This is a genomic window from Gemmiger sp. An50 (genome assembly GCF_002161595.1).
In the GTDB taxonomy this organism is placed as follows: Bacteria; Bacillota; Clostridia; order Oscillospirales; family Ruminococcaceae; genus Allofournierella.
On sequence record NZ_NFID01000006.1, the window covers coordinates 148,080 to 159,472 of the forward strand.

General features: G+C 58.8%; 11 protein-coding genes and 2 tRNA genes. 6 read left to right on the forward strand and 7 right to left on the reverse strand.

Going from position 1 to position 11,393, the window contains the following annotated elements:
• Window positions 1–13: 13 nt before the first annotated feature.
• The 3 genes from B5G03_RS07650 to B5G03_RS07660 are packed head-to-tail and all read left to right on the forward strand — an operon-like array spanning window position 14 to window position 2,161.
• Window positions 14–430 (forward strand): MaoC family dehydratase, encoded by a 417-nt coding sequence (locus tag B5G03_RS07650; RefSeq protein ID WP_087181135.1) that lies wholly within the window; start codon window positions 14–16, stop codon window positions 428–430.
• A gap of 10 nt (window positions 431–440) precedes the next feature.
• A complete protein-coding gene (locus tag B5G03_RS07655; RefSeq protein WP_087181136.1) occupies window positions 441–1,172 on the forward strand; it encodes an SDR family NAD(P)-dependent oxidoreductase in 732 nt (243 codons plus the stop codon).
• Window positions 1,169–2,161 (forward strand): hypothetical protein, encoded by a 993-nt coding sequence (locus B5G03_RS07660; protein WP_087181137.1) that lies wholly within the window; start codon window positions 1,169–1,171, stop codon window positions 2,159–2,161. Before B5G03_RS07655 ends, B5G03_RS07660 begins: the two co-directional genes overlap by 4 nt.
• Before the next feature lie 81 nt (window positions 2,162–2,242).
• On the opposite strand, the gene bilS is transcribed toward B5G03_RS07660, so the two are convergent.
• From bilS to B5G03_RS07680, 4 genes are all read right to left on the reverse strand, one after another.
• Window positions 2,243–2,746, reverse strand: a complete 504-nt coding sequence (gene bilS, locus B5G03_RS07665) for a flavodoxin family protein BilS (RefSeq protein WP_087181138.1) — start codon at window positions 2,744–2,746, stop codon at window positions 2,243–2,245.
• A gap of 62 nt (window positions 2,747–2,808) precedes the next feature.
• Entirely contained in the window at window positions 2,809–3,294 is a 486-nt protein-coding gene (bilQ, locus tag B5G03_RS07670) for a bilirubin utilization transcriptional regulator BilQ (RefSeq protein ID WP_087181139.1), read from the reverse strand.
• A 147-nt stretch (window positions 3,295–3,441) separates the two neighbouring features.
• Window positions 3,442–4,800 carry a redoxin family protein gene (locus tag B5G03_RS07675; protein WP_087181140.1) on the reverse strand — a complete coding sequence of 453 codons (1,359 nt, stop codon included), beginning with the start codon at window positions 4,798–4,800 and terminating at the stop codon, window positions 3,442–3,444.
• Window positions 4,801–5,025: 225 nt separating this feature from the next.
• On the reverse strand, window positions 5,026–5,955 hold the full coding sequence (locus B5G03_RS07680) for an RICIN domain-containing protein (RefSeq protein ID WP_087181141.1): 930 nt from the start codon (window positions 5,953–5,955) through the stop codon (window positions 5,026–5,028).
• 395 nt (window positions 5,956–6,350) lie between these two features.
• Between B5G03_RS07680 and sfsA the strand changes: the two genes are divergently transcribed.
• The 3 genes from sfsA (at window position 6,351) to B5G03_RS07695 (ending at window position 9,359) form a co-directional block, all read left to right on the forward strand.
• A complete protein-coding gene (gene sfsA / locus B5G03_RS07685; RefSeq protein ID WP_087181142.1) occupies window positions 6,351–7,049 on the forward strand; it encodes a DNA/RNA nuclease SfsA in 699 nt (232 codons plus the stop codon).
• A 140-nt stretch (window positions 7,050–7,189) separates the two neighbouring features.
• A complete protein-coding gene (locus B5G03_RS07690) occupies window positions 7,190–8,092 on the forward strand; it encodes a radical SAM protein (RefSeq protein WP_087181157.1) in 903 nt (300 codons plus the stop codon).
• A 13-nt stretch (window positions 8,093–8,105) separates the two neighbouring features.
• The gene (locus B5G03_RS07695) at window positions 8,106–9,359 is read left to right on the forward strand and encodes a coproporphyrinogen-III oxidase family protein (protein WP_087181143.1); all 1,254 of its coding nucleotides are present in this window, start codon (window positions 8,106–8,108) and stop codon (window positions 9,357–9,359) included.
• 67 nt (window positions 9,360–9,426) lie between these two features.
• On the opposite strand, the gene B5G03_RS07700 is transcribed toward B5G03_RS07695, so the two are convergent.
• The 3 genes from B5G03_RS07700 to B5G03_RS07710 form a co-directional block, all read right to left on the reverse strand.
• Window positions 9,427–10,755 carry a putative ABC transporter permease gene (locus tag B5G03_RS07700; protein WP_087181144.1) on the reverse strand — a complete coding sequence of 443 codons (1,329 nt, stop codon included), beginning with the start codon at window positions 10,753–10,755 and terminating at the stop codon, window positions 9,427–9,429.
• A gap of 271 nt (window positions 10,756–11,026) precedes the next feature.
• A tRNA-Trp gene (locus B5G03_RS07705) sits at window positions 11,027–11,102 on the reverse strand.
• Between the two features lie 176 nt (window positions 11,103–11,278).
• Window positions 11,279–11,354, reverse strand: a tRNA-Thr gene (locus B5G03_RS07710).
• Window positions 11,355–11,393 lie beyond the last annotated feature (39 nt).

The following is an 11,393-nucleotide window of genomic DNA, read 5'->3' on the forward strand; positions in this document are numbered from 1 at the left end:
AGGACATATTTCCATGAACAGCTACACTCTGGCGGACATCACCCCCGGCATGACCGAAAGCTTCACCGTGACCGTGACCGCTGAAATGATGGATGCCTTTTACGCCATCACCGGCGACAACAGCCCCATCCACATGAGCGAGGAATACGCCGCCGGGCGCGGCTTCCCCGGCCGTGTGGTCTACGGCATGCTGGGCGCCAGCTTCTTTTCCACCCTTGCGGGCGTCTACCTGCCCGGCGAACACTGCCTGTTGCACAGCGTGGAATCCAAATTCGCCAAGCCCATCTTCCTCGGCGATACTCTGACCATCACCGGCAAGGTGGACGAGGTGAACGAGGTATTCGGCGAGATCACCATCAAGGCGACCATCACCAATCAGGACGGCAAAAAAGTGACCCGCGGCGTCATCAAGGCGGGCGTGGCAAAATAAGGAGGACTTTATGGGCAATGTATATCTGATTACCGGCGCTTCCAGCGATGTGGGCTGCGCGCTGATCGAGCGGCTGTATCAGGAGGGCGACATCTTCATCGCCCAGGGCGCGGGCGATCTGAAGGGCCTGGCCTCCCTGTGCCAGGCGCACCCCGGGGCCATCCGCACCTACGATGTAGACCTGACCAACGAGGCGGCGCTGTGCGCCTTCATCGAGGACGTGCAGAAGAACTGCCCCGCTCCCACCCATTTCGTGCACCTGCCCGCCCTGCGGGTGGTAAACACCAAATTCAAGAAGTTCGACGAGGAGCGCTTTGAGCTGGACCTGTCGGTGCAGGTGCGCAGCGCCGTTGCCCTGTGCAAGGCCTTTGTTCCCGACATGGCCAAGGCCAAAAAGGGCCGGGTGCTGTTCATGCTCACCAGTTACCTGCTGGGTCTGCCTCCCAAGAACACCGCCGCTTACGTGATGGCCAAAAGCGCCCTGGCCGGTCTGGCCAAGAGCCTGGCTGCGGACTACGCCAGCTTCGGTGTAACCGTGAACTGCGTGGCCCCCAGCATGATGGAGACCAAGTTCCTGGCCGAGACCAGCGATCTGATCGTGCAGGCCAGCGCCGAAGCTAACCCCATGGGCCGCAACGCCCGTCCCAGCGACGTGGTGCCCGCCATGGCCTTCCTGCTCAGTGACGAGGCCGGCTTCATCACCGGCGTGACCCTGCCCATCACCGGAGGCAGCGCCTTATGAGCGATTCTCTGACCCTGCGCCTGGCCCGGCCGGAGGAGGCCGAACGGGTGATCGGCTTCATCAACGAAAACTTTGACTGGAAGCTGCCGCTGGTGAACCTGCCGGAATATTTTAACTTCTACTACCGCAGCGGCGATGCACTGCAATACGCGCTGGCCGAAGAAAATGGTGAGCTGCTGGCGGTGGCCGGATACATCCGGGCAAACGAATCTCCCGCACCGGACATCTGGGTCTCGGTGTGGGTGGCGAAAAAGGGCCACAACGGCGTGGGGCTGGACCTGATGAACGCCCTGCCCCGGCTTACCGGCGCTTCGGTGGTAGCCTGCAACAACATCCGCCCCAAAACCATGGCCTTTTATCGGTTCCTGGGCTGGCACGCGGACCGGGTGCCCCACTTTTACCGGCTTTCCGGCCAGGAAAAATACACTCTGGCCCGGGTGACCGACCTCACCGTGCTGCCGGTAAGCGGCGACCTGACGCTGGAGCGGGTGAACAGCCCCGAGCAGCTGGCCGAGCTGGGCCTGCCCGAAACGCCCCACACCCCCAAAAAGGACCTATGGTACCTGATTCGGCGGTATTTCGCCTTCCCCCATCTTATATATGACATGTACTGCGCCCGGGAGAACGGCGTAACGTTGGCCTATCTTGTGGCCCGGGTGGTGGACAGCGGCTGCGGCAAGGTACTGCGCATCGTGGATTTCATTGGCCGGGATGAAACGCTCCCCCGGCTGGGCAAAGCCATCGACGGCCTGCTCCATGCCGCTGGCGCGGAATATGCCGAGTGCTACTGCGCGGGCATTCCCGCCGAGGTATTCGCGGCGGCGGGCTTCTGCGAGCGGGACGAGGGCAGCGAGAACATCCTGCCCAACTACCTGACCCCGCCCCTCTTCGAGAATACCGAATACTACTACTTCACCAGCAACCCGGAGCAGTTCGTGCTGTTCAAGGCAGACGGCGATCAGGACCGGCCCAACCTGACCGTGGACTGATCTTTCTTCAAAAACAAAAAAGCACTGGGAACGGCATTCTTTGCCCGTTCCCAGTGCTTTTTCTTGTTTCTTTAAAACATTTTACGCCAGGCAGCCTTTGACCCAGGCAGCAGCGGCTTCCAGGTCGTTGGTATCCGGGTGGGCCAGCGCCGCATCGAAGTTCTCAATCAACATTTTGTAGCGGGCGTTTTCCGGCTCCTTGGCCTGCATGGCCTCGTAGCGGCGGCGTACCGCCTGAGGCATCCGGCCCTGGCACATATAGCCGCCGCCATACACCGCACCGGCGGGCAGGTTTTCCCGCACACGGGCCAGGATCTGATCGAAGTACTGCTGGCTCTGACCGAATCCGGCAGTGCCGAACAGATACACGGTTTTGCCTTCTGTCTGCTTCAACATCTCGGCCACCTTGGCATCGCAGCTGCCTTTATCGGTCCAGAAGCCCACAAACAGCACATCCGCCTGCAGCGCCGCCGCATCCGGCGCGCCGCAATAGAGCAGGTCCCCGGCGGGAAGCTGCTGTTCAATTGCCTCAGCCAGCTGGCGGGTGTTTCCGGTGTTGCTGGAATATACAATGGAGTAACGCATGATTGATTTCCTTTCCTGCACGCTTGCAGAGAACCGCCGCCCGGACGGCTGTGATGGATGATTTATTCCTGGCAAGTTTCCTTGCGGATGGCTTTTCGCACCGGCCCGGGAGCCGATTCCATGGGCGATTTGGGCATGGGGATACCGGCCATCGCTTTTTGCAGCAGTCCCTTCAGCTGGGCCACCTCTTCCGGGCTCATGCCCTGGGTGCGCTGGGCCTCCCACTGATGGAACCACCGGCCCGCCTGGACAAAGGCCTCCCGGCCCTGCTCGGTCAGCTCCAGCACCACCGCCCGCTTATCCTGCTGGGAACGGGTGCGGGTCATGAAGCCCTGCTGCACCAGCTTTTCCACCGAGCGGGTGGTGTGGCCACTGTCCGCCCCGATCACCGAGGCCAGCTCTCCTGCCGAGCAGCCCGGATGCCGCCCCACATACAGCAAAAAGTAGAGCAGCCCCTGAGAAAGGCCCAGCTCCTTGAGCCGCTGGGCACAAAACTGGGTGAAGTCCCCCCGCAGAAGATTGATATAGAACGCAAGTGTCTGTTCCATGTTCCGTCTCCATCCTGTTTGATTTTCACTGACAAAATCAATTATATGAATTTATCTGCAATTGTCAAGTATTTTTTCAAAAAAAGAGGCGTTTCCCCTGTTTTATGGGAAAACGCCTCTCTCTTTTTTGATAAACCGATGTCGGAATCAGTTCGCTCGGATTCCGCTCACGGTCTGGTCAATGATGCTGTCCATGATCTCACGGGTCATGGTGCCCTGCAGATAGCCAAACAGGTTGCCGTCGCTGTCGATCATGAAGGTGGTGGGGAAGGCCGAGATGCCGTAGTTCATCAGCACATCGCCGGTGGTGTCCATCAGCACCGGATAGGTGTAGCCACCCTCCTCCAGGAAGTCTGCGATGCCGTCGGCGTCCAGGGTCTCCTGATTGAAGGGGTTGTCATCGCTCTTGGGCGCGGCCACACCCAGGATGATCACGTCGCCGGTATTTTCGCCGTGGTCCAGATACAGCTGCTGGATGTCCGGCATTTCCTTCTTGCAGGGGCCGCACCAGGTAGCCCAGAAATTCAGGAACACGGTCTTGCCCTTATAGTCGGAAAGGGTGTGCTCGTTGCCGTACTGATCCACCAGGGTGAAGTCCGGCGCGGCGATTACCGGATACTCCTCTTCTTCCGGGCTGCTGGACGCACTCTCCGGCTGGCTGGATGCATCCGACTCAGCCGGGGCACTGCTGGGCTGCGGCTGGCTTTCAGCCTGAGAATCCGGCTGCGAATCGGGCTGGCTGCTGCTTACTGCCTGGGACGAGGACGCCGCAGCGCCGGAAGTGCCCACACCGGACAGATATCCGGTGAAGCTGTTCATCCAGCCGGTGAACATCATTACGCCCATCAGGATCAGCAGCACGCCGCCCGCCTTAGCGGTGTATTTAAGCCAGGAGGTGTGACGGCGGAAGAAGGAAAGCACCTGGCTGGTAAACAGGCCCACCAGCAAAAAGGGCAGCACGAAGCCCAAGGTATACACGCCGATAAGCAAAAAGCCCTGGGTCCGGGAGGCGGAGGAACCGGCCATGACCAACACACTGGTGAGGGCCGGGCCCACGCAAGGGGTCCAGGCAAAGCTAAAGGTGAAGCCCAGAATCAGCGCGGTGAGCGGGTTCATGCTGAATCGGTTCAGATCAAAGGGCAGTCGGCGCTCCTTCTGCAGAGCGTCCACCTGCAAAAAGCCCACCTGATACAGGCCCAGCAGGATAATCAAAATACCGCCCAGCCGGGCCACCATCGCCCGGTTGCCGCTGAGCAGCTTGCCCAGCGCCGTGAAGCCCAGGCCCAGCATGAAAAAGGCGAAGCTCACGCCCAGAATGAAAAACAGGGTGTTGCGCAGCGCAATACGGCGGCGCTGCTTGTCGGTCAGACTGGCGCTGGCCGCGCCGCCCGCCAGATAGCCCAGATAGAGCGGCACCAGCGGCAGAACACAGGGCGAGAAAAAGCTGAGCAAGCCCTGTATGAATACGGTAAATACCGAAACACTGGTTTCCAGATTAAAACCCATAAGCGAATGGTCCTCCCATGGTTTGAATTTGTATCAGTATAGCAAAACCGGATATGCTGTTACTGTGGCATAATCACAGACAGCGCGAATTTTCTCGTTTTGGGTCCGTGGCCACAAAAAAGCAGCCCGCCTGCCTGGGGCGGGACGCTGGCGGCGCAAACGCCGGAACGTCTCTCTCCAGGGCAGGCGGACCGCCCTGCGATTTATTTGATTGCCGTACCCGGATTACTTGGCAGCGCGGCGCTTGCCGGCCTTTTTCAGGTTCGGCTTGGGAGCGGGCTTCGGAGCCTCGACCGGCTTCGCAGCTTCCGCTGCCTTCTTTTCCTCGGCAGCCTTCAAAGCCTTCAGTTCCTCAGCGGCCTTCAGGGCTTTCTGCTCCTCGGCAGCCTTCAGAGCCTTCAGCTCCTCAGCAGCCTTCAGGGCTTTCTGCTCCTCGGCGGCTTTCAGCGCCTTTTGCTCTTCCGCTGCCTTCAAAGCCTTCTGCTCCTCGGCAGCCTTCAGGGCCTTGGTCTCCTCGGCGGCGGGCTCAGCCTTTTTGCGGGCAGCACGGGGCTTCTTGACAGCCTCCGCTTCCTCGGCTTTCTTTGCGGTGGTCTTCTTGGCCGCAGGCTTGCGGGCAGTGGTCTTCTTGGCGGGCTTGGCTTCCTCTGCGGGAGCAGCTTCGGCCTCAGGCTCAGCCTTCTTGCGGCTGGCCTTCTTGGGCTTGACTTCCTCCACGACCCACAGCTGGTTGTCGCCGTTCACGTCCTGCCAGATCTGCAGGCGGGCGCCGTTGTCCTGGCTCATGCCCACCACGTCCAGGCACTTGCCGGACAGGTTGGACTTGATCTTCACACGGCCGTCGCCAGTGTTCTCCACGACCCACAGCTGGCTGGAGCCGCTGGTGCCTTCCCACTGGTGCAGCCAGGTGCCGTCCACCACGCCGCCGGCGATCAGGTCGAGCATTTTGCCGGTGAAGCGATTGCGGATACGGTACACCCCTTCCCCGGCGCGCACGAACGCCCACTGCTGCCACTCTTCACCCGCGTAATCCCACAGCTGAATGGCCGCGCCATTTTCCGTGTTGAAATCCGCTACTTCAACAACCTTGCCATTTGCACTTGCAATGGTGTAGAATTTATCGGGACTGATTACCGTCTGAACCGTCTTTTTCATGATGTTCGCTGCTCCTTCCTTATCTAAGGCAACACCGCACAATTCATGGCCCGAGCCTCAGGCGGCGTATCACGCCAAAATTTTCCGTGCTATTTTCCAAAAATGCTCGCCAATCCACCAAGGATTGGCTGTGCTTTTTGGTTCATATCACAAAAAATTTTACGGCGCGCTCCACCACCTGGAATGATGCGGTATCGCCCTGAAACCTCAAACCAAGCCAGCTGTACGATCCTCTCTCCTCCAAAGCTGACACGTTTGCTTTTTGCTTGGTTTCTTGCCTGATTATACCATATTATTCTGCTAAAATCCAGTGGTTGCGCCCCTGCGAAGAATACTTCACAATTGCGTCAAATTTCGTCAGGAAAAACGCCCGCCACATTTCAGGAGGCCGCTTTATGCAATATTCCGCCATTGTTCCCGCCCATTTCCTCAGCCGTCCCAACCGCTTCATCGCCCGGGTAGAGCTGGAGGGCCAGGTGCTGAACGTTCATGTAAAAAACACCGGCCGCTGTGCCGAGCTGCTGCGCCCGGGCTGCACCGTTTACCTGCAGCCCGGCAGCAATCCTGCCCGCAAAACGCCCTACGACCTGATCGCCGTGGACAAGGACGGCCTTCTGGTGAATATGGATTCCGCCGCCCCCAACCAGGCGGTGGCGGAATGGCTGGCCGCGGGCGGCATCGGCCCACTGGACGAGCTGCGCGCCGAGTATAAGGTAGGCGCTTCCCGCTTCGACTTTTTTGTCCGCCGGGGTGAGGAGAAAATTCTGATGGAGGTGAAGGGCTGCACCCTGGAGGAAAACGGCTTTGCCCGCTTTCCGGACGCGCCCACCCTGCGCGGGCTCAAGCATGTGGAGGAACTGGCTGCCCTGGCCGGTCAGGGCTGGCGCTGCTATGTGATGATTCTTTTGCAGATGGAGGGGATGAAGCAGTTCTCCCCCAACTGGGCCACCCATCCGGACTTCGGCCACGCACTGCGCCGGGCGGTGGAGGCGGGCGTCACACTGCTGACCTACGACTGCCGTGTCACTCCTTCCAGCCTGACGGTGAACGCCCCGGTTCCCGCAGACCTGACCCCGCCGAACGATCTCCCATAATTCTATTTCACCACAGAGCGTGCTCGCCTTGCTGCCGAGCGCGCTTTGTTTTTGCCTGTAGGCATGGCGGCCGCCCGGAAGATGTGCTACACTGAAAAAAACAGCTTGTTTCAATGCTTTTCAAAAGCGGAGGTGTGACCATGAAGCTTTCCTCCTTCCTGCAATTCGCCGCCTTTGGCGTGAAAACCATCCTTCTGCACAAAAAGTACCCCATCCTGGGCACCATCATCCTCACGGACAAATGCAACCTGCACTGCAAGCACTGTTCGGTGAACAACATCACCGGCGTCATCCATCCGTACCGGCAGATTCGCCGGGAGATGCTCAAGCTCTATGACATGGGGGTGCGCATCCTGTTCTTCTGCGGCGGTGAGACCTTTTTGTGGCACAGCGACGGCCACAGCCTGCGGGACCTGGTGTGGGAAGCAAAGCAGATGGGCTTTCTGATCGTAAACGTGGTCACCAACGGTACCTTCCCGCTGGACCTGCCTGAGGCGGACCTGATCCTGCTCAGCCTGGACGGTGACCGGGCGCGGCACAACGCCATCCGGGGCGATACCTACGACGCCATTTTGAAAAATGTGAACGCCGCCACGGCGGACAACATCTGCTTTTACATGGCCATCAACCAGATCAACAAAGGTGCGGTGGCTCACGTCTGCCGCCTTGCTCGGGATTTGAAAAACGTGCGGGCAGTCTCGTTCAACTTCCATACCCCTTACCCGGATACACAAGAGCTTGCCCTGAGCACGCGGGACAAGGCCCGCTGCTGCCGTACCATCGCCCGCATGATGAAGGAGGGCGCGCCGGTATTCAACCTGAAAAGCGCTTTTCCCTATTTGATCCACAACCGCTTCCCCACTCCCTGCCACCAGTGTGTGGTGATGGAAAACGGGGTGCTTTCCACCTGTGGCCGCTGCATCCACGAGCCGGGGCTGTGCAGCCGGTGCGGTTATTTCTTCGTGGCGGAATATACCTTGCTGTTCCAGGGCAACCCCAGAATCATCTGGGATATGCTTTGGACCTACCTGAAATATATTTAACGGGAGGTGCACCATGTCTCTGTTTCCCACACTGACCCGAATGTGGCTGACCCGCTCGGTGCAGCCCTTCCGGTTTTACAACGAGGCCGACCAGCGGCTGCGTTTTTCCCATTGTGAAGGGCTGGGCCTTTATGTGCACATCCCCTTCTGCCGCAGCCTCTGCAATTTCTGTCCCTACTGCAAGGTGCCCTATTCCAAGGACCTTTGCGACCGGTATATCGACGCTCTGATTCAGGAAATTCATCTGGTGGGCGGTCAGCATCCCGGCAAAAAGGAGGTGACCAGCCTGTATTTCGGCGGTGGTACTCCCGCCCTGGCTGCTGACCGGCTGGGCGAGATCATCGCTGCACTGCAACAGCATTTCACCATCACCCAGGGCATCGGGGTGGAGCTTCACCCTGCCGACGTGACTCCGCCACTGCTGCGCACCCTGAAGGCCGCAGGCGTGACCAAGATCAGCATTGGCATCCAGTCCTTCCAGCCAAAGTTCCAGCAGCTTCTGGGGCGGCCGGGTGTGAGCGCGGAAGCTCTGCGGCGTGCGCTAACACAGGTGCCCTTTGAAACTGTCTCGATGGATTTCATTTTTGCGCTGCCCGGCCAGACCTTCCGTGACCTGCGGGCGGACATTGACACCGCCTTCCGGAACGGGGCAAATCATGTGGCCATTTATCCTTTCATTGATTTCAGCTTTACCGAGAGCACCGTTCCCGCCATGCCCAAGCGGCAAAAGCGAGCCCTGCTGGACGCCATCACCCGCTACGGTACTCATCGGGGCTATACCCGCACCTCTATCTGGACCTTCGCCAAGGACAAACAGGCCAGCTATTCCTCCATGACCCGGGATAACTTTCTGGGCTTCGGCTGCTCAGCCACCACTCTTTTGCGGGACCAGTTCAAGATCAACACCTTCTCAGTGCAGGAATACTGCCGCTGGGTGAATGCAGGCCTTCTGCCCACCGCCCTCACCCTTCGGTTCACTCTCCGTCAACGGATGGTCTACTATCTGTTCTGGACCGCCTACAGTACCCGCGTGGACCCAAAAGCCTTCGAGCGCTTTTTCGGCGTTCCGCTGGACCGGATGTACGGCGCCGAGCTGCGGCTGGCCCGCCTGCTTGGACTTGTGAAACAGGAAAATGAGCTCTGGCGCATGACGCCCCGGGGCGCGTTCTATTATCACCATTATGAGAACTTCTACACCCTGGCCTACATCGACAAGATGTGGGGCATCCTGCGCCGGGAAGCCTTTCCTGAGCAGATCGAACTGTGAGCTTTTCAACACAAACAAAAACGCGCCCCGGTCATTGACCAGAGCGCGTTTTTTGTTTCCGGGCAACTCAGCCCGCAAGTTTCATATTCTGATACCGCTGGGTAAGATATTCATCCGGATACTGCTCATCCAGGAACTGCTGCACCGCATTGGTGGCAGGGATGCCCTTTTCCCGCTGGTCCATACGGCCCAGCGCCATGCAGGAGAGAGCCACGTCCACTGCCAGCAGTACCACCAGCACCCAGGTGAGCACCTTGCCCACCTTCATGGGAATCTTCTCGATCAGGGCCGAGATGCGGGGATAGACTTCCTTGACCCAGACCACTGCGGCAATGCCCCAGAACACACAGTACAGCAAATTGATACGGCCGTTCAGGTTGAAGGGAATCTTGCTGTAGTCCCAGAAAACCTTGCCGAACAGCTTTTCGGTGACCACGCTGCACATGTACTCGTATACGCCGCCCATGAGTGCACCGCCCACGAAGATGTAACGGTCGCTTTTGTCCATCAGGCCCCGCAACACCACAGTGAGAATCGCCGCGCCCAGGCCCCAGACCACGCTGAACGGACCATACAGCAGGCTGCTGCGGCTCATCAGCACGCCGGAGGTACCCCACACGAACACTGTCTCGATCAGATCGCCCACAAAGGCGCCGATCAAAAACAGCCAGAACAGCTTGTAGAAGCCGATGCCCGCCGCAAAGACGTTGGCGGCAGGGCGTTCCTCCTCACCGGACAGTCGGGTCAGGTTGGGGAAAGCCTTGGCCAGATGCCGTTTCTGGTAACCATGATACCAGCCCAGAGTGCGGGTGGTCAGACCGTCGCCGATGGTCTCGCTGGCCTGCTGCAGATAGTCCGCGATGGGACCGCTCATCTTCCAGCGGCGGCGCATTTCATGCACACCATAGACCATCACCAGGCCGTCAACTGCCAGCACGACTGCCAGCACCAGTGCCAGAATCTGCAGTGCGATAGCAGGCAGGAAGCTCAGCCCCCAGTGCAGTACCGGAGTCAGGAAGCGCACTGCCAGGGCCACCAGGATGCCCTTGACCAGGGAGCTTTCCAGGCAGATGTAACCTTTCAGGTTCATGGGCCGGTCGGAGTAATCCCACCAGCGCCGTCCAAACTGCCGCTCCAGGATCACACCGGCCACCACCTCGATGGCGGCACACAGGATCACAGCCCCCAGCACAAACACCAGAAGATTGTTCTCTTCCGGTTCCAGAAAGACCCCGGCCAGAGTGGCCATCAAGCCGTAAAGCGGTACAATGGGGCCGTTCATGACGCCTCGGTTCACAAACCGGCGCTGCTTCACCGCGGTGACAGCAACCTCAGCGCACCAGCCTAAAAAGGCATAGATAATAAAATACAGGAACAACATGCTCAATTCGTACATACGTTTTCTCCTTTGGGCGGGAACGCCCCGCCGTTTTCAACGAAGTCCGCCGGGATGTTTTCCTTTCTCCCTGGCATAACAGCGTAGCTTAAGTGTACCATATCCAGCGGCAAAATCAATTGTACAAACAACGAACTTTGTTTCCTTCGTATTTTTTACTTGATTTTTACAGGCATGCGCAAGATGCTTTTCCGTCGCGCAGCTTGCTCGTTCCGCGTTTTGGTCAAAAGACGCAAAAAAGCCCGTGAACGCTTTCGCATTCACGGGCCTTTGGCAGGGGCAGAAGGATTCGAACCCTCGGCACGCGGTTTTGGAGACCGCTGCTCTACCAGCTGAGCTATACCCCTTTATTCAGTTGCCCCGTTCGCCGGGTGCCTTATTACTATACCAAAAAACGGGCCGCGTGTCAACAAGTATTTTCGACTTTTTGATAATTTTTTCCGCCCGGCTTTGGGGCTCAAAAAGCGCCCTGCCCGAAGGCAAAAAATGAGCCCTTTCGGGAAATTCCGAAAGGGCTCTACCATGGAGCTGCTAAGCAGATTTGAACTGCTGACCTCATCCTTACCAAGGATGCGCTCTACCGACTGAGCTATAGCAGCAAGATGGCGACCCGGATGGGGCTCGAACCCACGACCTCT